Origin of the sequence: Glutamicibacter creatinolyticus (assembly GCF_006094275.1) — a bacterium.
GTDB lineage: Bacteria > Actinomycetota > Actinomycetes > Actinomycetales > Micrococcaceae > Glutamicibacter > Glutamicibacter creatinolyticus.
This window is the reverse complement of record NZ_CP034412.1, coordinates 2196882-2213978: the sequence shown is the minus strand read 5'-3', so window position 1 is coordinate 2213978 and position 17097 is coordinate 2196882. Positions and strand designations below refer to the sequence as shown.

The 17097-nt window shown below is 64.3% G+C and carries 21 protein-coding genes; 12 read left to right on the top strand and 9 right to left on the bottom strand.

Annotation, left to right across the window (positions count from 1 at the left end; genetic code table 11):
- Positions 1–14 precede the first annotated feature (14 nt).
- Entirely contained in the window at positions 15–392 is a 378-nt protein-coding gene (locus tag GcLGCM259_RS10085; protein ID WP_138926529.1) for a hypothetical protein, read from the bottom strand.
- 108 nt (positions 393–500) lie between these two features.
- Between GcLGCM259_RS10085 and GcLGCM259_RS10080 the strand changes: the two genes are divergently transcribed.
- From GcLGCM259_RS10080 to GcLGCM259_RS10070, 3 genes are all read left to right on the top strand, one after another.
- Complete coding sequence (locus tag GcLGCM259_RS10080) at positions 501–1034, top strand: GNAT family N-acetyltransferase (RefSeq protein ID WP_138926528.1); 534 nt, start codon at positions 501–503, stop codon at positions 1032–1034.
- Positions 1035–1179: 145 nt separating this feature from the next.
- Positions 1180–3087: a translational GTPase TypA gene (gene typA / locus GcLGCM259_RS10075; RefSeq protein WP_138177391.1), complete on the top strand. Its 1908-nt coding sequence runs from the start codon at positions 1180–1182 to the stop codon at positions 3085–3087.
- Positions 3068–3517, top strand: a complete 450-nt coding sequence (locus GcLGCM259_RS10070) for a hypothetical protein (protein ID WP_138926527.1) — start codon at positions 3068–3070, stop codon at positions 3515–3517. Before typA ends, GcLGCM259_RS10070 begins: the two co-directional genes overlap by 20 nt.
- A 105-nt stretch (positions 3518–3622) precedes the next feature.
- Here the strand turns inward: GcLGCM259_RS10070 and GcLGCM259_RS10065 are convergent, their stop codons facing one another.
- Positions 3623–4117, bottom strand: coding sequence for a helix-turn-helix domain-containing protein (locus tag GcLGCM259_RS10065; RefSeq protein WP_054821192.1), 495 nt, complete (start codon positions 4115–4117; stop codon positions 3623–3625).
- A 90-nt stretch (positions 4118–4207) separates the two neighbouring features.
- Positions 4208–4417 (bottom strand): putative acetyltransferase, encoded by a 210-nt coding sequence (locus GcLGCM259_RS15845; protein WP_425459776.1) that lies wholly within the window; start codon positions 4415–4417, stop codon positions 4208–4210.
- 257 nt (positions 4418–4674) lie between these two features.
- On the opposite strand from GcLGCM259_RS15845, the gene fdxA reads away from it, so the two are divergent.
- From fdxA to GcLGCM259_RS10035, 5 genes are all read left to right on the top strand, one after another.
- The gene (gene fdxA / locus GcLGCM259_RS10055) at positions 4675–4998 is read left to right on the top strand and encodes a ferredoxin (protein WP_054821193.1); all 324 of its coding nucleotides are present in this window, start codon (positions 4675–4677) and stop codon (positions 4996–4998) included.
- 13 nt (positions 4999–5011) lie between these two features.
- Positions 5012–6127: a succinyldiaminopimelate transaminase gene (gene dapC, locus GcLGCM259_RS10050; protein WP_138926525.1), complete on the top strand. Its 1116-nt coding sequence runs from the start codon at positions 5012–5014 to the stop codon at positions 6125–6127.
- 97 nt (positions 6128–6224) lie between these two features.
- On the top strand, positions 6225–7505 hold the full coding sequence (locus GcLGCM259_RS10045) for a citrate synthase (protein ID WP_138177399.1): 1281 nt from the start codon (positions 6225–6227) through the stop codon (positions 7503–7505).
- Between the two features lie 142 nt (positions 7506–7647).
- Positions 7648–8253, top strand: coding sequence for a hypothetical protein (locus GcLGCM259_RS10040; RefSeq protein ID WP_138926524.1), 606 nt, complete (start codon positions 7648–7650; stop codon positions 8251–8253).
- Between the two features lie 211 nt (positions 8254–8464).
- A complete protein-coding gene (locus GcLGCM259_RS10035) occupies positions 8465–8734 on the top strand; it encodes a hypothetical protein (RefSeq protein WP_138177403.1) in 270 nt (89 codons plus the stop codon).
- A 129-nt stretch (positions 8735–8863) separates the two neighbouring features.
- Here GcLGCM259_RS10035 and dapD read toward each other — a convergent pair whose 3' ends face one another.
- Positions 8864–9817: a 2,3,4,5-tetrahydropyridine-2,6-dicarboxylate N-succinyltransferase gene (dapD, locus tag GcLGCM259_RS10030; protein WP_138926523.1), complete on the bottom strand. Its 954-nt coding sequence runs from the start codon at positions 9815–9817 to the stop codon at positions 8864–8866.
- A 91-nt stretch (positions 9818–9908) separates the two neighbouring features.
- Between dapD and dapE the strand changes: the two genes are divergently transcribed.
- Positions 9909–10985 carry a succinyl-diaminopimelate desuccinylase gene (gene dapE, locus GcLGCM259_RS10025; RefSeq protein ID WP_138177407.1) on the top strand — a complete coding sequence of 359 codons (1077 nt, stop codon included), beginning with the start codon at positions 9909–9911 and terminating at the stop codon, positions 10983–10985.
- Positions 10986–11120: 135 nt separating this feature from the next.
- On the opposite strand, the gene GcLGCM259_RS10020 is transcribed toward dapE, so the two are convergent.
- The 4 genes from GcLGCM259_RS10020 to GcLGCM259_RS10005 all read right to left on the bottom strand — a co-directional run bounded on the left by GcLGCM259_RS10020 (position 11121) and on the right by GcLGCM259_RS10005 (position 14445).
- The gene (locus tag GcLGCM259_RS10020; RefSeq protein WP_138926522.1) at positions 11121–12017 is read right to left on the bottom strand and encodes an amino acid ABC transporter permease; all 897 of its coding nucleotides are present in this window, start codon (positions 12015–12017) and stop codon (positions 11121–11123) included.
- Positions 12014–12694, bottom strand: a complete 681-nt coding sequence (locus GcLGCM259_RS10015) for an amino acid ABC transporter permease (protein WP_054821280.1) — start codon at positions 12692–12694, stop codon at positions 12014–12016. The genes GcLGCM259_RS10020 and GcLGCM259_RS10015 overlap by 4 nt, the downstream gene beginning before the upstream one ends.
- A gap of 98 nt (positions 12695–12792) precedes the next feature.
- A complete protein-coding gene (locus GcLGCM259_RS10010) occupies positions 12793–13638 on the bottom strand; it encodes a glutamate ABC transporter substrate-binding protein (RefSeq protein ID WP_054821281.1) in 846 nt (281 codons plus the stop codon).
- Positions 13639–13671: 33 nt separating this feature from the next.
- Positions 13672–14445, bottom strand: coding sequence for an amino acid ABC transporter ATP-binding protein (locus GcLGCM259_RS10005; RefSeq protein WP_054821282.1), 774 nt, complete (start codon positions 14443–14445; stop codon positions 13672–13674).
- A 363-nt stretch (positions 14446–14808) separates the two neighbouring features.
- Between GcLGCM259_RS10005 and GcLGCM259_RS10000 the strand changes: the two genes are divergently transcribed.
- From GcLGCM259_RS10000 to GcLGCM259_RS09990, 3 genes are all read left to right on the top strand, one after another.
- Positions 14809–15591, top strand: a complete 783-nt coding sequence (locus GcLGCM259_RS10000; RefSeq protein ID WP_138926521.1) for an LOG family protein — start codon at positions 14809–14811, stop codon at positions 15589–15591.
- On the top strand, positions 15591–15938 hold the full coding sequence (locus GcLGCM259_RS09995) for a DivIVA domain-containing protein (protein ID WP_138177412.1): 348 nt from the start codon (positions 15591–15593) through the stop codon (positions 15936–15938). Before GcLGCM259_RS10000 ends, GcLGCM259_RS09995 begins: the two co-directional genes overlap by 1 nt.
- A gap of 131 nt (positions 15939–16069) precedes the next feature.
- Positions 16070–16237: a DUF3117 domain-containing protein gene (locus GcLGCM259_RS09990; RefSeq protein WP_138177414.1), complete on the top strand. Its 168-nt coding sequence runs from the start codon at positions 16070–16072 to the stop codon at positions 16235–16237.
- 102 nt (positions 16238–16339) lie between these two features.
- Here the strand turns inward: GcLGCM259_RS09990 and GcLGCM259_RS09985 are convergent, their stop codons facing one another.
- The gene (locus tag GcLGCM259_RS09985; protein WP_138177416.1) at positions 16340–16984 is read right to left on the bottom strand and encodes an O-methyltransferase; all 645 of its coding nucleotides are present in this window, start codon (positions 16982–16984) and stop codon (positions 16340–16342) included.
- Positions 16985–17097: the final 113 nt, after the last annotated feature.

The following is a 17097-nucleotide window of genomic DNA, read 5'->3' as shown; positions in this document are numbered from 1 at the left end:
GAGCCGGCAGTGTTTCACCGTCTGCCGGCCCCTGCCCGGGGAGTCATCGCCTTGCGCCGGCGCATCCAGGCGGCGACCGCGGCGGGCAGGTGCACAAACACCAGCGGAGCGAAGCTCCAGGAAAACAGGGCCGCGGAGCCGATCAGCACCGCGGCGAGCACACAGGCCGCCAACAGCACGGCACTCAGGATACGCATCCAGGCCTGTTCCAGGCCACCGGCCAAAGCGATCAGCAGACCGGTGCCGGTGGCAAAGGGAATCAGCAACCAGGTGTGCGGGGCCGGCAGCGAGAGGGCCAGCAGGTAGCAGCCCAGGGCCGAGGCGGCACTGAGCACCAGCACCTGGGTGGCGGCAGGAACCCGCGGCCGCTGCCCGATATCGGGAATCGTCAAGCTCCCGCTCCTTCCCGGCGCCCTCCGTGCCGGCAGGTGCGCCGCCATTGTGACCAGTGTGGCTGCAGAAATTCGACGATTCAAGGCCCGGGCGCGAATAATGGCTGAATGGAGAACACAATGTCCTGGCAGGTCAGACCATTCGAGCTGGCCGATGAGCAGCAGGCGCTGGCCGCCCAGGCCGAACTTCAGGCCGATGACTTCGACTTTTTGGTTGGCCGAGGGGCGAAGGAGAGCTGGGCGGACTTTGTGGACAGGTTGGAGGCCAACCGCCAGGGGGTGGGGCTTCCCGACGGGTGGGTCGCCTCGGGCACCTTCGGTGGTTTCATCGACGGACGGCTGGTCGGGCGTGTCGGAGTGCGCTATGAATTAAACGACTACCTGCGCGAATTCGCCGGACACATCGGCTACGGGGTGCGACCGGATTTCCGGGGCCAGGGGGTGGCCACCAGGCTCTGCCGTTTCGCGCTCGCCGAGCTGGCCCAGCGTGGGATAAAGCAGGCGCTGATTACCTGTAATGAGACAAACGCCGCGTCCCGGGCTACCATCGAACGATGTGGGGGAGTGCCCGATGCGGCGCAACCCGCCGTCGTCTACAACGGGGACACCACGGTGCTCAGGTTCTGGGTCCCGACCGCCTGAAACGTGGTTCCCGAAGTTTTTTTGTGTTCAATACGCCACAGAAAACCGGAGGACTTCTCGGCAGCGCGTAAAATAAATAGCTGGGTCAAAAGTGGCCCCGATCCCTATGACCCGAAATTCCTCGGACGGAAGTGAGCCTTCACGCATGTCAGAAAACACCACACTTCGCGAAGATCTTCGCAACGTTGCCATTGTGGCGCACGTTGACCACGGCAAGACCACCATGGTCAACGCGATGCTGCAGCAGACCGGTGCGTTCGACAGCCACGGCGAAACCGAAGACCGCGTGATGGACTCCGGTGAGCTGGAACGCGAAAAGGGCATCACCATCCTGGCCAAGAACACCACCGTGTTCTATGAGGGCCCGGCCGCCAACGGCCACAAGATCACCATGAACATCATCGACACCCCCGGGCACGCCGACTTCGGCGGCGAGGTGGAGCGCGGCCTGTCCATGGTCGACGGCGTGGTGCTGCTGGTGGACGCCTCCGAGGGCCCGCTGCCGCAGACCCGCTTCGTGCTGCGCAAGGCGCTGAGCGCCAACCTGCCGGTGATCATCGTGGTCAACAAGACCGACCGCCCCGATGCCCGCATTGACGGGGTCATCTCCGACTCCATGGACCTGCTGCTGGGCCTGGCCTCCGACCTGGCCGACGAGGCCCCGGACCTGGACATCGACCAGATCCTGAACGTGCCGATCGTCTTTGCCTCGGGCAAGGCCGGCTACGCCTCCACCAACCAGCCCGGCGACGGCGAACTGCCGGACAATGACAACCTTGAGCCGCTGTTCAAGACCATCATCGACCACGTCCCGGCCCCGTCCTACACCCCGGGCGAAGTGCTGCAGGCGCACGTCACCAACCTGGACGCCTCACCATTCCTGGGCCGCCTGGCGCTGCTGCGCATCTTCAACGGCACCCTGCGCAAGGGCCAGCAGGTGACCTGGGCACGCCAGGACGGCACCTACAAGCAGGTGAAGATCACCGAGCTGCTGGCCACCGAAGGCCTGAACCGTGTCCCGGCGACCGAAGCCGGGCCGGGTGAAATCGTGGCCGTGGCCGGCATCGAGGACATCATGATCGGTGAAACCCTTACCGACCTGGAAAACCCGAAGCCGCTGCCGATGATCACCGTTGACCCGCCGGCCATCTCGATGACCATCGGGATCAACACCTCCCCGCTGGCCGGCAAGGTCAAGGGAGCCAAGGTCACCGCCCGTCAGGTCAAGGACCGCCTGGACCGCGAACTGATCGGCAACGTGTCGCTGAAGGTGCTGCCGACCGAGCGTCCGGACGCCTGGGAGGTGCAGGGCCGTGGCGAACTGGCCCTGGCGATCCTGGTCGAGCAGATGCGCCGTGAGGGCTTCGAACTGACCGTGGGCAAGCCGCAGGTGGTCACCCAGGTCATCGACGGCAAGGTGCATGAGCCGATGGAGCTGATGACCATTGACGTGCCCGAGGAGTTCCTGGGCGCCGTCACCCAGCTGATGGCCGCCCGCAAGGGCCGGATGACCAACATGACCAACCACGGCACCGGCTGGGTGCGCATGGAGTTCATGGTTCCGGCCCGCGGCCTGATCGGCTTCCGCACCCGCTTCATGACCGAAACCCGCGGTGCCGGCATCGCCGCCTCGCTGGCCGAGGGCTACGAGCCGTGGCACGGTGCCATCGAATACCGCAACAACGGTTCGCTGGTCGCCGACCGCGCCGGTGTGGCCACCCCGTACTCGATGATCAACCTGCAGGAACGCGGCACCTTCTTCGTGCAGCCGACCTCCGAGGTGTACGAGGGCATGATCGTGGGTGAGAACTCGCGCTCCGAGGACATGGACGTGAACATCACCAAGGAAAAGAAGCTGACCAACATGCGTGCCGCATCCTCGGACAGCTTCGAGAACCTGACCCCGCCGCGCACCCTGACCCTGGAAGAGTCGCTGGAATTCGCCCGTGAGGACGAATGCGTGGAGGTCACCCCGGAGGCGATCCGCATCCGCAAGGTGATCCTCTCGGCCAACGACCGCGTCAAGGCCTACCGTGCCCGCGCGCGCAGCTAACCAGGGCCCCTTCCGCGGATCGCTGCCCGGGGCCCTGTGGCGGGCGCTGGTGACAGCGCTCGTGGCCGGGCTCCTGGGCAGCACCATCCACGCCTCCCTGTTCTACGCCGGGGATGTCCCGGTGTTCTGGGGTCTGGCACTGGCCTGGCTACTGTTGGGCCTGCTGGTCTACTGGGCCAGCGTGGCCAGCGGCAAGCTGCTGGGCGGTGCCCTTGGCTTCATCGGATGCTACGTGGTGGTCGGGGTGCTGACCTTCAACGGCAACGACCGGTTGATCACCCCGCTGAGCCTGTACGACTACATGCCCGGCCCGGCCCTGGCCTCGACCCTATGGGTCTACGGCATGCTGGTTCCGGCGGTCGTGGCCCTGCTGTTCGCCCGGCGCAACCTGCGCCGGCCCGCACGCGCCGCGATTGGCGCCCGGCCCTAGAGAACAGCAACAGACAAGCAGCGGTCCCCGCGTCCCCGGCACTGCCGGGGGACGCGGGGACCGCTGCTGGTTTTTGGGTGGGAGCCAGGCCGCACCCGTGGCGCATCAGTTGCCGGTGATGTCCAGGTGGTGGGCCATGAACAGGGAGGTCGGCACCCCGTCGGCTTCGGGCTCGCGCAACGCGTAGTCCTCGATCACTTCGCGCAACCGGCCAATCATTTCCTTCTGGGTGGCTTCGGAGAGCTTCAGACCCACCCGGATGACCTGGATCTCCTCCGGATCCAGCCCGTTGATCTCCTGCAGGAACGTGTCAACTAGCATCGGCGCCGCATCCGGGATCCGGGTGCCCCAGGATTGCCGGGTGCTGCGGTAGGGGACTTCCTTCGCCCCGCGGTTGCCGCGCCGCGGCTCCTCGGCGGCCAGGAACCCGTTGCTGACCAGTGTACGCACATGGTGCAGCGAGGTTGCCGGGTTCAGTTCAAGGATGTCGGCGATCTCCTTGTTCGTGCGAGACTCATGGAGACACAGGCGCAGAATCCTCAGCCGCAGGGGCGAACTCAGGGCCCGCGCCCGGGCCTGGACTTGCTCATCGGTTGGCATACAGCCAGCATACGTGATTTTCCGTCAGTGATTGGTATCTTCAAATCACATCGCGTTTCGCGCTCCTCCACGCCGGTCGGCGGCACCGCGCTATTGCTGCTGGGGGCGCCGGGCACGGCGGGGCGGCGGCGGGGGAACCCGCTTGGCGTGGGTAATGCGCGAACGCTTCACCGTGACCACTTCGCGCCGGGTCTGCACGCTAACGCTGGTTTCGGTGACGGTCACGATCTCACCCAACGCGTCGGTTAGCGTTTCTCCGTGCCCCGTCGGTGCGGGCTGGTCAAGCCGATACCGCAACACAACCCGGTCCCCGGGTCTTAAATCGTCAATGTTAAGCACCGTGCAGCTCCAAGATTTCCAAAAATTTCATTTCGAGACCGTTGCGTCCGGTGGCCTCGGTCGGTTACGTCACAGCGGGCCTCCGGGAGCTTCCCACATTGCACAACAGGACTAGACTGGTATCCAGAAAGCCAGATATGCGTTCCGCCTACAGGCCGGTAATGCGCTGGTGACTAGACGTTGAAACTATCAAAAGTGCAAGGAAAGGTCTCGGGTCCGTGACTTACATCATCGCTCAGCCGTGCGTGGACGTGAAAGACAAGGCGTGTGTCGAAGAGTGCCCGGTCGACTGCATCTACGAAGGTGAACGCTCCTTGTACATTCACCCGGATGAGTGCGTGGACTGCGGCGCGTGCGAGCCGGTCTGCCCGGTAGAGGCCATCTACTACGAGGACGATGTCCCGGAGCAGTGGGCCGACTACTACAACGTTAACGTTGATTTCTTCGACGAACTGGGCTCGCCCGGTGGTGCGGCTAAAATTGGCAACACCGGCACTGACCACCCGCTGGTCGCCGCCCTGCCGCCGCAAAACCAAGACTGAGGTTCATCACCGCATGCTCCAGCTTCCCGATTACCCCTGGAACCAGTTGGCCCCGTACCGCGAGGTGGCCGCCAAGCATCCGGGGGGCAGTGTCGATTTGTCCATCGGAACCCCGGTGGACCCGACCCCGGAACTGATCCAGGAAGCACTGCGCGAAGCCAGCAACGCGCCGGGATACCCCACCACGCACGGCACCACCGAGGTGCGCCAGGCCATCGTGGACTGGTACGCCCGGCGCCGCAACGTCACCTCACTGAGCACCGACGACGTCATGCCGACGGTCGGTTCCAAGGAAATGGTGGCCTGGCTGCCGCTGCTGCTCGGGCTGGGCCCCGGGGACGTGGTGGTGCGCCCGCGCATCGCCTACCCGACCTACGACATCGGCGCACAACTGGTCGGCGCCACCAGTGTGGCCACCGATGACCTCTCCAGCCTGGACGAGCAGCAGCGGGCGAACCTGAAACTGGTGTGGGTCAATTCGCCGGGGAACCCCACCGGCAAGGTCCGCGACATTCAGGAGTTGCGTGAACTGGTCTGCCAGGCCCGCGAGCTGGGGGCCGTGGTGGCCTCCGATGAATGCTATGCGGAGCTGGGCTGGGATGAATACGAGGACCAGGTCCCCAGCATCCTTGATCCGCGGGTGTGCGACGGAAACATCGATGACCTGCTGGCGCTGTACTCCCTGTCCAAGCAATCCAACCTGGCCGGGTACCGCGCCGCGTTCGTGGCCGGGGCCCCTAACCTGATGCCGGCCCTGATCAACAACCGCAAGCACGCGGGAATGATTGTCCCGGCACCCGTGCAGCACGCCATGGTCATCGCGCTAAACGATGAGGCGCATGTCCGTGAACAAAAAGACATTTATCGGGCCCGGCGCGACGCGCTGCGCCCGGCGTTGGAGGGCTTCGGGCTGCGGATCGAGGACTCCGTGGCCGGGCTGTACCTGTGGTGCACCGAACGCCGTTCCAGCTGGGACACCCTGCAAAGGCTTGCCGAGCTGGGAATCATTGCAGGTCCCGGCGCTTTTTACGGTTCTGAAGGCGAATCGCACGTACGGATCGCGCTCACTGCCTCCGACGAGCGCGTCGCCCAGGCCGTGGAGCGGTTGACCTCTGCCGGCCAGGGCTGAAATGATCCGCTGATTAGCGCGGTGAGGCCAATTGGCGGTATGTTCGACGATGACGACTGACCTTTCGGAACTACAAGCTTTCCGGTTAGGAGAAGCAATGACAGAGATCAATTCTGCGCAGCTCACATATGGGCAGACGAACCTGGAACTACCAGTGGTACCGGCCGCCGAAGGCAACCAGGGGCTGAGCGTGGCTCCGCTGCTGAAGACCACCGGTGCGGTCACCTACGACCCGGGCTTCATGAACACCGCGGCCACCAAGTCCGCGATCACCTACATCGACGGGGATGCAGGGATCCTGCGCTACCGTGGTTACCCCATTGAGCAGTTGGCGGAGAAGTCCAGCTTCGTCGAGGTCAGCTACCTGCTGATCTACGGGGAGCTGCCCACCGCCGAGCAGCTGGCAGACTTTGACAACCGCCTGCGCCGCCACACCCTGCTGCACGAGGAGCTCAAGGGTTTCTTCGGCGGCTTCCCGCGCGACGCCCATCCGATGCCGGTGCTTTCCTCGGCCGTGTCGGCACTGTCGACCTGGTACCAGGACTCGCTGGACCCGAACAACGACGAACAGGTCGAGCGCTCCACGATGCGCCTGCTGGCCAAGCTGCCGGTGCTGGCCGCCTACGCGCACAAGAAGTCGATCGGGCAGGCACTGCTCTACCCGGACAACTCGATGAACATGGTCGAGAACTTCATGCGCCTGTGCTTCGGCACCGCCGCCGAGCCGTACGAGCTGGACCCGGACATGGTCAAGGCCCTGGACCTGCTGCTGATCCTGCACGCAGACCACGAGCAGAACTGCTCCACCTCCACCGTGCGCCTGGTCGGCTCCTCCGATGCGAACCTCTTCGCCTCGGTCTCGGCCGGCATCAACGCCCTGTTCGGTCCCGCCCACGGCGGCGCGAACGAGGCCGTGCTGAAGATGCTGCGCGAAATCCACGCCCAGGGCATCTCCCCGGAGAAGTTCATGGAGAAGGTCAAGAACAAGGAAGACGGCGTGCGCCTGATGGGCTTCGGGCACCGCGTCTACAAGAACTACGACCCGCGCGCGAAGATCATCAAGAAGACCGCCCATGACATCCTGGCCAAGCAGGGCAGCAACGAACTGCTGGACATCGCCATGAGCCTGGAAGAGAAGGCGCTGAACGATGACTACTTCATCGAGCGCAAGCTCTACCCGAACGTGGACTTCTACACGGGCCTGATCTACAAGGCGATGGGCTTCCCGGAGAAGATGTTCACCGTGCTGTTCGCCATCGGTCGCCTGCCCGGCTGGATTGCCCAGTGGCGCGAAATGATCAAGGACCCGGACACCAAGATCGGCCGTCCGCGTCAGCTGTACATCGGCGAGACCGAGCGCAACTACCCGGGCCTCTAAACCCGTGTAGCGCCGGTCTCCTGGCACCGGCACCCCCAGGCCCCCAGCGGGCCACGGGGTGCCGGTGCCCTTTTTTAAGCAGTGGGTACGGCGTATCGTGGAAGGTTATGGGGGATGTGCGTCGATAGGCAAGGTGGTGCGCATGTATTTCCGGCAGGGGAATAACTGGTCAATTGGTGTTTGCGCCAACCCGCAGCTGCTGATGGCCCTGTACCTGCGCGAGCTGGGGGGAATCAACCCCCACGAGCTCGGCCCCAACTGCGCACTGGAGCAGCGGGGACGGTTGCGACCCCTGCAGCCGCCGGCCTCCCACGGACAGATCCGCCAGGAATGGTATTCGTGGTGGGAAAGCCTGGTCAAAGACGGGCGCTCGCTGCAAAACGGACATCACGTGGGCGGGATCCCTGACCTGGATGCTCAGGGCTACCCGGAGCTGGCGAAGCTGGCCAACGCGCACTACGGGCAAACCACGTTGTTTGCCCATGAATGCCTTGAAGACTTTGTGCTGCGCAGCGCCCAGTATGTTCCCAAGCGGATGGATGAGATCGAGGTGCTGCTGGCCGACCGGGGCATCGAGCACCTGGCCGCGCGGGAGGCGGTGCACATGCAGCTGGTGGAGGTGCCGCTGAACGAACCGCGCGCCTGGCTGATGGGCCAAGCCACCGTGGTGGCCAGCAGTTCCCTGATGCGCGACGGCAAGGCCTTCCACGGCTATATCGAGCCGATCGTGAGCATCATCTTCATGTAGTGCCCACCAAGCGGAAGAGCTGGCCAGGATCCTGCCCACCCTTCCCGTCGTCGAGCTTAATGGGGATAATGAGAGCCAAGCCGGGTCACGGGGCGAGGTCTTTGCTTCGGTGGCGCATCCCGGGGGAGGGAGAACATATGAACGATTCGCGACCTGAACTTCAGTAGCCCTCGGCCGTCCTTGCGGCCGGCCGATGCGGCAACACGGCAGGATGGAGGACATCATGGTGTTCCATGGAGCAATCAGCCACCCGCGACGCAACACGCGTGGTCTGGCCTTTGCCTTCAGCGGACTGATCTTTACCTTGGCATTTGCGGCATTCCTGTTCCTGGTCCCGCAAGGCCATGAGGTGTCACGCAGTCCGCTGTGGATCCCCGTTATCTGGGGCGTGATGGTGATTGTCTACGGTTGCTACCGTCTGATCCGCGGAGACAGCGATCTGGACCACGAGCGCGGAGGCACCCATGCCGATTCCCGGTAGCCTTCCAACGGATCACTGACCCAACGGAATCAGATCAGCCACAGGCCGTGGCCGCCCACCGGTGAAAGGTGGCGGCCACGGCCTGTGCCGTGCGGGGGCAGCCCGGCTTCGGGGCTGGGCGCAGCCTGATCAGTTCTGGTGCAGTTCGGTGTTCAGCTCCACCTTCCCGCCGGTGCGCGCCAGCGCCTCGACGGCGCCGGTCACCGAGTTGCGCCGGAAGAGCAGGCCGGGAACCCCGGAGAGCTCCAGGGCCTTCACGGTGCGGCCATCGGGCAAGCTCACCCGGGTGCCGGCGGTGACATAGAGCCCGGCCTCCACCACGCAGTCATCCCCGATGGAGATCCCCACCCCGGCGTTGGCCCCGAGCAGGACGCGCTCACCAATGGAGATTCGCTCCTTGCCGCCGCCGGAGAGGGTCCCCATGATGGATGCGCCGCCGCCGACGTCCGAGCCGTTGCCGACCACGACCGAAGCCGAAATCCGGCCCTCCACCATGGAGACGCCCAGTGTTCCGGCGTTGAAGTTCACGAACCCCTCGTGCATGACCGTGGTGCCGGTGGCCAGGTGCGCGCCCAGGCGCACCCGGTCCGCGTCGGCGATGCGCACACCGGAGGGCACCACGTAGTCGACCATGCGCGGGAACTTGTCCACCCCGTACACCGTCACCGCCCCGCGTGAACGCAGCCGCAGCCGGGTCTTTTCAAACCCCTCGGCCAGGCAGGGGCCGAAGTTGGTCCAGACAATGTTGGGCAGGTGGGAGAAGATCCCGTCCAGGTTGATCGAGTTCGGGGTGACCAGCCGGTGCGAGAGCAGGTGCAGGCGCAGCCACACGTCAGCGGTGTCGGCCGGGGCGACATCCAGGTTGATGGTCAGCGAGATGACTTCCTGTCGGGTGCCGCGGGCCGTATCCTCCACGGCCAGGGCCGCCAGCTCACCGGTTTGCGGCTCCAGGTCGTTGAGCACTCCCAGGCAGGGGCCGGGGTACCAAACGTCCAGGACGGTGCCTTCCTGGGTGATCGTGGCCAGGCCGTGCGCCGACGCCAGGCGGACGGGAGGATGGGTTGAGTCAACTGCTGAAGTCATGAAGATATCGTACCGGCGTATCCTGCCGGTATCGTGGGCAAATGACGTTCCCATTACGCAATGAGCAGCAGGAATGAGTAGGTTGAACCCAATGGAATTGAACCTGGAAGCGGATGTCGCCCAGCTGACCGCGACACTCATCGACATGGAATCGGTCTCCGGCAATGAGCGCGCCCTGGCCGATGCGATTCACCGCGCCCTCGAAGCCTGCCCGCACCTGGAACTGCACCGATACGGGGATGCGATCGTGGCGCGCACCAACCTGGGCCGGGAACGCCGGGTCGTGCTGGCCGGACACCTGGACACGGTCCCGTTGCCCACCGACCCGCTGGCCCGCGGCGGCGTGCCCGCGCGCGAAATCGATGGGGTGCTCTACGGGCGCGGCGCCACCGACATGAAGGGCGGGGTGGCGGTGCAGCTGCACCTGGCTGCCGCCTTGCGCAACCCAACCCACGACATCACCTACATCTTCTATGACCATGAGGAGGTGGAAGCGGCCAAGTCCGGACTGGGCCGGCTGCAGCGCGAGGCCCCGCACCTGCTGGCCGCGGACTTCGCGATCCTCCTGGAACCCACCAACGGCACGGTGGAGGGCGGCTGCAACGGCACCAGCCGCTTCATCGTGCGCACCCACGGCCGGGCGGCGCACTCTGCGCGCGCCTGGATGGGGCAGAACGCGATCCACGCCGCCGCCCCGATCCTGCAGCGCCTGGCCGACTACCAGGCCCAGACCGTGGACGTGCAGGGCCTGGCCTTCCGGGAGTCGCTGAGCGCCGTGCGGATCAGCGGCGGCATCGCCGGCAACGTGATCCCGGACCTGTGTGAGGTGAGCGTGAACTACCGCTTTGCCCCGGACAAGACCGTGGAGCAGGCCGAGGCCGTGGTGCGGGAGCTGATGGAGGGCTTTGAGGTGGAGCGCACCGACGGGGCGCTGGGGGCCACCCCGGGCCTGGACCAGCCGATCGCCGCCTCACTGGTGGCCGCCGTGGGCCAGGAGCCCAAACCCAAGTACGGCTGGACGGATGTGGCCCGGTTCTCGGCCATGGGCATCCCGGCCGTGAACTTCGGTCCCGGGGACGCGCTGTTGGCCCACACCGATGATGAGCACGTGCCCCTGGAGGCCATCCGGCGTTGCGCCCAGGCGCTGCGCAGCTGGCTCCAGGAGTAGCGCCGGAAGCGTTACGGGCCTTTACGGACAGGCCCTGGCGCCGGGCACGAAAAAACTGCAGCGCCGGCGATGGGTGTTCCATCGCCGGCGCTGCAGTGCTATTCGGGGGAGTGGCAAGGGGCAGGCCCCTCATCCCTAGTTGTTTCCCGCGGCCGGGATCCCCACATCCGGCGGCATGGTGGCACTGGGTGCCGGGGCCGCCTTCTTGTCCCGCGGAACCCGGCTGCTCAGCCGGCGGGAGACGATCTCCGCCAGCTTCGACAGGGCGAAGTTCAGCAGGATGAAGATCAGCGCACAGATCACCAGCGCCTGCAGCATGTTCGAGTTGCCGGTACCCACCAGCTTCGAGTTGAACAGCAGTTCGTTGAAGTTGATGATGTAGCCCAGCGCCGAGTCCTTCAGGATCACGATGAACTGGCTGATCAGTGCCGGCAGCATCGCGGTCAGCGCCTGCGGGATCTCGATCAGGCGCAGCGACTGGCCACGGGTCAGCCCGATGGCGATGCCCGCCTCACGCTGGCCCTTGGGCAGCCCATGCACGCCGGAGCGAATCAGTTCGGCCACCACGGACCCGTTGTAAAGGGTCAGCCCGATCACGACCGCGACAAACGGTGAGCTGGCCGGTTCAACCCAGCCGGCCCGGGCTAGCATGATCCACAGGAACAGCATCATCAGCAGCACCGGCACGGCGCGGAAAAATTCCACGACCACCGAGCTGAGGAAGTTGATCAGCTTGTTGTGGGCCAGGCGTCCCATGCCGAAGATGAAGCCAAAGACCAGGGAGGTCACGATCGAGATCGCCGCGGCCTTCAGCGTGTTTAGCAGGCCCGGCAGCACGTAGTTCGACCAGATCGAACCCTTGGCAAAGACCGCCCAGCGTTCGGGGTTCAGCTGGTCCTTGCTGTTCATCACGTACAGGATGTAGCCGATCAGGGCCAGGGCCAGCAGGATGCCGATGATGTTCAGGACCATGATGCGCCGGCGCGCCTTGGGCCCCGGGGCATCGAAGAGAACCGATTGTGCGTTGCTCATCGTGCCACCGCCAGTTTCTTGGACAGCCAGGTGGTCAGCGCTCCGATCGGCAGCACGACGATGACGAACATCAGTGCCACGGTCAGGAAGATCAGGATGCCCACGTCGGCGCGGTACTCCAGCATCGTCTTCATCAGCCCGGAAATTTCGGCGACTGATCCGGCGATGGCCACGGTGGTGTTCTTGATCAGTGCGATCAGCACGTTGCCCATCGGGGCGATCGCCCCGCGGAACGCCTGGGGCAGGATGATGATGCGCGCCGCCGGCAGGAAGCTGAGCCCGATGGCGCGGGCCGCCTCGGCCTGTCCCAGCGGCACCGTGTTGACCCCGGAGCGGATGGCTTCACAGAAGAACGCGGCATGGTAGATGCTCAGGCCGATGATCGCGATCTGGAAGAAGTTCAGGTTGAAATCCGAGCTGAGCTTGAGCTCAAAAACGCCAAAGAGCACCAGCACACCGAAGGTGAGGATGATGGTCAGCGGGGTGTTTCGGAAGATGTTGACGTAGGCGGTGCCAAAGGCCCGCAGGCTGGGGATGGGGCTGATCCGCATGATGGCCAGCAAGGTGCCCAGCACCAGCGATGCCAAGGCGGCCCAGAAGGTGAGTTGCAGGTTGGCCCAGAAGGACTCCAGGATCCGCTCACCGTACTCATCCCAAAGACTTAAATAGCCTTCCACGACGTGTTCTCCTTGGTCGGTGGATGGGGTGGAAACCGGTGGTGCCGTGCCCGGTGCGAACCGAAACACGGCACCACGTCGTTAGTGCGCTGGCCTGACTAGCTGCAGGCCTCGAATTCGGTCGGCGGGTTCAACTCGGCGTTCGGCTTGTAGCCGGTGCCTTCGGTGTTGGCGTTCAGCGCCTTCTCCCACTCGCCCTCATCGATCATTTTCTTGATGGCGGTGTTGATGTCCTCGCACTTGTCGTTTTCCTTGTTCAGGCCCACGCCGTAGGGCTCTTCGCTGAACGGTGCGCCCACGACCTTGAACTTGCCCTTGTTCGCCTCGGTGGCGGCCAAGCCAGCCAGGATGATGTCATCGGTGGTGATCGCGTCCACCCCACCGGTCTCCAGCAGGCCCAGGCAGTCGGCGTAGCCCTGCTGCTCGACCAGATTGACGCCCGGGATGTCCTTCTTCACGTTTTCGGCCGAGGTGGAACCAGTGACCGAGCACAGGTTCTTGCCATCGAGCGAGTCCTTGCCCGTGATCGTGGAATCATCGGTGCGCACCAGCAGGTCCTGGCCGGCCACGAAGTACGGGCCGGCGAAGGCCACGCGCTCCTTGCGGGCGTCATTGATGGTGTAGGTCGCGAAGATCATGTCGACCTGGTTGGTTTCCAGCAGGGTTTCGCGGTTGGCCGAGGGGGCGGAGACGAACTCGATGTTGCCCTCGTCGTAGCCCAGCTCCTTGGCGACGTACTTGGCGACGTCCACGTCAAAACCGGTGTACTCATCGCCTTCCTTGAAGCCCAGGCCCGGTTGGTCGAACTTGATGCCGATGCGCACCTTCTCGCCGCCACCGTCGCCGCTTCCGGCGTCATCGGAGCCCGATCCGCCGCATGAGGTCAGGGCCAGGCCTGCCACCGCGGCCATGGCGAGAATCGAACCGAAACGTGTCTTACGCATGATGTTCTCCTACTTGTGATGCGGGTGTGTGTATCAGTGGTTGGTGATGAGCTTGCCAAGGAAGTCCTTGGCCCGGTCGGTTTGCGGGTTGGTGAAGAAGTCGTTCGGTGCGGCCTGTTCGACGATCTTTCCGTCAGCCATGAAGATCACCCGGTCCGCGGCCTTGCGGGCGAAGCCCATTTCGTGGGTGACCACCAGCATGGTCATCCCCTCCTTGGCCAGGGTGACCATGGTGTCCAGCACCTCGTTGATCATTTCCGGGTCCAGCGCACTGGTCGGCTCATCAAAGAGCATGACCTTCGGGCGCATGGCCAGTGCGCGGGCGATGGCCACACGCTGCTGCTGGCCGCCGGAGAGCTGGGCCGGCAGCTTGTTGGCCTGGTTGGCTACTCCCACCCGTTCAAGCAGCTGCATGGCCAGCTTCTCGGCTTCGGACTTCTTCATGCCCTTGACCTTGATCGGGCCCAGGGTGACGTTCTCCAGAATCGTCTTGTGTGCAAACAAGTTGAAGGACTGGAAAACCATCCCGACATCGGCCCGCAGGTTGGCCAGGGCCTTGCCCTCTTCGGGCAGGGTCTTGCCATCGATCTTGATCGTGCCGTCATCGATTGTTTCTAAGCGGTTGATGGCACGGCACAGGGTCGACTTCCCTGAGCCCGACGGACCGAGGATCACGACTACTTCGCCCTTGGTAACTTCAAGGTTGATGTCGTTCAAGACATGCAGGGCACCGTAATGCTTGTTGACCGTGGTCAGCTGAACAATCGGGCCGTCATATGAAGATTGAGTCGCAGGATCTCTTTTCATAGATTAGACATTAGCCCATGTGACCGGGGTAACGCGATACGAATCACACTCGTCCAGAAGTTGTTACCAAACGGTAACGCGCACGTCGCAGCGGGAATGGCGCAAATTCGGAGTGCAAAGGCGTGACCAGGCCGGTGCCCGGGCAGGCTCCTTGCGTGCCTATGGTCCGAGCGATTCACGCAAGGTGAACCCAGTCTGAGCTGCCAAGGGCGGTGAAGGCATCCGCCAGCAGCGGAGTGGGTGCGGAGGCACCTGCCCTGGGGTAGGGGTGTGGCGCCGGATCGGGAGCAAGGGCGTCATTTGTTCGCTAACAGGATGCAATGAAGCAGCCCATAGTGGTGGCGGGACGGATAGAGTGAAGTCATGGCCCACAAAAGCAAGAGTGAACAAAACGCACGAGCCGGCAGAAAACTGCACGTCGAAGCCTCGTGGCCCGGCAAGACTCCGGGCATGCAGCTGGACCGCTACCTGCTTTCCGGGCCGCAGGAGGACTTCACCCACAATGACGTGTGGCGCGTGCTGCGGATTCAAAGCGAGTTCGTCTCCGGCTTCGGCACCCTGGCGGGGATCGGCCCGGCCGTCTCCGTTTTTGGTTCGGCCCGCACCGGGGAAGACAGCCCCTACTACCAACAGGCAGAGCGCATCGGACGCCGCCTGGCCGAAGCCGGACTGATCACCATCACCGGCGGGGGCCCGGGCATCATGGGGGCGGCGAACCGCGGCGCGAGCGACGCCGGGGGAGTCTCGGTGGGGCTGGGCATTGAGCTGCCCTTCGAAACCGGACTGAACCAGTGGGTGAACAAGGGAATCAACTTCCGCTACTTCTTCGTGCGCAAGACGATGTTCGTGAAGTACTCCCAGGGCTTCATCGTGTTGCCCGGCGGCTTTGGAACCCTGGATGAGCTCTTCGAGGCGCTGACCCTGGTCCAGACCGAGAAGATCACCAGCTTCCCCATCGTGCTGGTGGGGAAGGACTACTGGGGCGGCATGGTCGACTGGCTGACGAACGTGGTGGCCGAGGAGCGCTGCATCTCGCCGAAGGACCTGAACCTGTTCACCCTCACCGATGACCCGGACGAAGCGGTTGACGTGGTGATCAGCGCGCTGATTGATGCAAACTCCTCGCATAACTCGGAAGAGATCTGATGTCCTTCCTGCTGGTGGCGCTGGCGATTGTGCTGTGTGGTGCGGCGGCGTTCTACCTCAGTGCGCTGCGCCATCCGGCACGCTCCGCGGGGCGGCGCTTCGAGGTGCCGCGCGAACCGGTGGCCGGCCTGATTGAGCCCGAGGCGTCACTGCCGCCGGTGCTGCTGCCCGATGAACCCTCGGCCCGCGACGTGGATGCGGTGCGTTTTTCCATTGGGCTGCGCGGCTACCGGTGCGACCAGGTGGACGACGTTCTGGATCAGCTCGCTGCGCGCATCAACCGGCTGGAGAATAAGATTCATGACATCGAGTCGCGGCGTGTGATTAGCGACACGGGCGAAAATTAGGAATAATGGAGAGTATAGAGTCTCCAAATCAACAAGGTAATCCCAGCTGATTGAGCGGACTATAGGACGGCTCGGGCGTTGAACCGGTATGCGGTTGAACGTTCCGGTCACTGACGAAGGGAACAACGTACATGGCGGCGATGAAGCCACGCACCGGTGATGGGCCAATGGAAGTCACCAAGGAAGGCCGAAGCTTGATCCTGCGCCTGCCCATCGATGGCGGCGGTCGCCTGGTGGTCGAATTGAATGCAGATGAGGCCACCGAGCTGCGTAATTGTCTGGTAAACGTCACTGAATAAGGATTCTCAGGGCCGGCATTCGCCGGCCCTTTGGTCTGTCACCAGCCCGTCGCGGACCAGCCGCGGCGGGCGGCCCCGTTCCTCCTGCGTCCTACGGACGTACTAGTGCTTGGCTGCCGCGATGAACAAGCCCTGCTCGGTGGGCAGCAGGTGGCACAGCAGGTTCGGGTCCTCGCGCAGCATCCGCATGGCATCACGCATGGCCACCGTGGAGGCCTTGCGCACGGCCGGCTTGGCCAGGCGGTGCTCGTCAAAGGCGTTGCAGATGATGATGACCCCGCGCTTGCCGATCAGGCGCTTGGCCTCGGCGACGTAGTCCAGCAGGTTCTCGTGCTCGGCATCGATCAGCACCATGTCGTACGCGCGATCGGTGAGCCGGCCCAGTACCGTGGCGGCGCGTTCGGTGATGATGCGCGCCCGGGCGCCCAGCACCCGGTCCTCGCGCAGCGCCTCGCGCAGCGCCCCCACGTTCTCCAGGTCGCTTTCGATCACGGTCAGGGTGCCGTTGGTTCCCATGCCGCGCAGGATCGACAGGGAGGCGACCCCGACCCCGGCACCGATCTGCACCGCGTTGCGGGGGCTGTAAAGATTGGACAGCAGCTGAAGGATGGACGCGCCGGCCGGGTCGATGGTGTGCGCTCCCAGTTCGCTGCCGCGCTCCCGGGCGCGGGTCATGACCTCATCTTCGGTCACGGCGTTCTGGGCATGGGTCCAGCTGGCAAACAACTCGGTGTTCATCGACGGCATGTGGGTGCGTTCCTCATTCCATGAAAATGGCGGCCACCGTCCATCGTAGCGCTCTTTGTCACAGAACCTTGAAGTCCCGGCGCTGATGCGACCGCGGGCGTTCCCCGCAGTGG

Coding starts and splice junctions, on each gene's coding strand:
- GcLGCM259_RS10080 (WP_138926528.1), top strand. CDS start 501: ATGGAGAACACAATGTCCTGGCAGGTCAGACCATTCGAGCTGGCCGAT.
- typA (WP_138177391.1), top strand. CDS start 1,180: ATGTCAGAAAACACCACACTTCGCGAAGATCTTCGCAACGTTGCCATT.
- GcLGCM259_RS10065 (WP_054821192.1), bottom strand. CDS start 4,117: ATGCCAACCGATGAGCAAGTCCAGGCCCGGGCGCGGGCCCTGAGTTCG.
- dapC (WP_138926525.1), top strand. CDS start 5,012: ATGCTCCAGCTTCCCGATTACCCCTGGAACCAGTTGGCCCCGTACCGC.
- GcLGCM259_RS10045 (WP_138177399.1), top strand. CDS start 6,225: ATGACAGAGATCAATTCTGCGCAGCTCACATATGGGCAGACGAACCTG.
- GcLGCM259_RS10040 (WP_138926524.1), top strand. CDS start 7,648: ATGTATTTCCGGCAGGGGAATAACTGGTCAATTGGTGTTTGCGCCAAC.
- GcLGCM259_RS10035 (WP_138177403.1), top strand. CDS start 8,465: ATGGAGGACATCATGGTGTTCCATGGAGCAATCAGCCACCCGCGACGC.
- dapD (WP_138926523.1), bottom strand. CDS start 9,817: ATGACTTCAGCAGTTGACTCAACCCATCCTCCCGTCCGCCTGGCGTCG.
- dapE (WP_138177407.1), top strand. CDS start 9,909: ATGGAATTGAACCTGGAAGCGGATGTCGCCCAGCTGACCGCGACACTC.
- GcLGCM259_RS10020 (WP_138926522.1), bottom strand. CDS start 12,017: ATGAGCAACGCACAATCGGTTCTCTTCGATGCCCCGGGGCCCAAGGCG.
- GcLGCM259_RS10010 (WP_054821281.1), bottom strand. CDS start 13,638: ATGCGTAAGACACGTTTCGGTTCGATTCTCGCCATGGCCGCGGTGGCA.
- GcLGCM259_RS10005 (WP_054821282.1), bottom strand. CDS start 14,445: ATGAAAAGAGATCCTGCGACTCAATCTTCATATGACGGCCCGATTGTT.
- GcLGCM259_RS10000 (WP_138926521.1), top strand. CDS start 14,809: ATGGCCCACAAAAGCAAGAGTGAACAAAACGCACGAGCCGGCAGAAAA.
- GcLGCM259_RS09995 (WP_138177412.1), top strand. CDS start 15,591: ATGTCCTTCCTGCTGGTGGCGCTGGCGATTGTGCTGTGTGGTGCGGCG.
- GcLGCM259_RS09990 (WP_138177414.1), top strand. CDS start 16,070: ATGGCGGCGATGAAGCCACGCACCGGTGATGGGCCAATGGAAGTCACC.
- GcLGCM259_RS09985 (WP_138177416.1), bottom strand. CDS start 16,984: ATGCCGTCGATGAACACCGAGTTGTTTGCCAGCTGGACCCATGCCCAG.